A 422-nucleotide genomic window follows, 5' to 3' on the forward strand; every position below is an offset into this window, starting at 1 on the left:
TTCCAACGGATTCCTTCGGTGCCAACCATATGGATCTCCTGATTAAATTACTGGCGTACAATTTATTTGAGATCTTTAAAAAAGAGCATTGTCCGCCAGCATTTAAATCCTATACCATCAGAAGGTTCCGGAGAGAAATCATTTATTCAGCCGGAGTTTTGACATATCATAGCCGCAGCGTTTCACTTAACATTTGCGAAACATATGCCCATAAAAGGGCATTCGAGAAAATGATCAAAAGTGTGCGAATGATTGATTGACAAACAGGAACTGAATACTGGAAATTAAAAAGCCCGTAAAAATGGGGAGGGGGAAAGTATGCCTTCATACAGCCATTACCCTACGACACTATTCCAGTTTTTACATTTTATTCCAAACTGTCGAATTCTACCTACCAAATCGTTGCACTTTCGTAATTTGGG

The 422-nt window shown here is 39.3% G+C and carries 1 protein-coding gene; it reads left to right on the forward strand.

Going from position 1 to position 422, the window contains the following annotated elements; genetic code table 11:
- A partial coding sequence (locus BpJC4_RS15930) for a transposase (protein WP_172968389.1) occupies window positions 1-260 on the forward strand: 260 nt, incomplete at its 5' end.
- Window positions 261-422 lie beyond the last annotated feature (162 nt).

The sequence above is a fragment of the Weizmannia acidilactici genome (assembly GCF_008974185.1).
In the GTDB taxonomy this organism is placed as follows: domain Bacteria; phylum Bacillota; class Bacilli; order Bacillales; family Bacillaceae_C; genus Weizmannia; species Weizmannia acidilactici.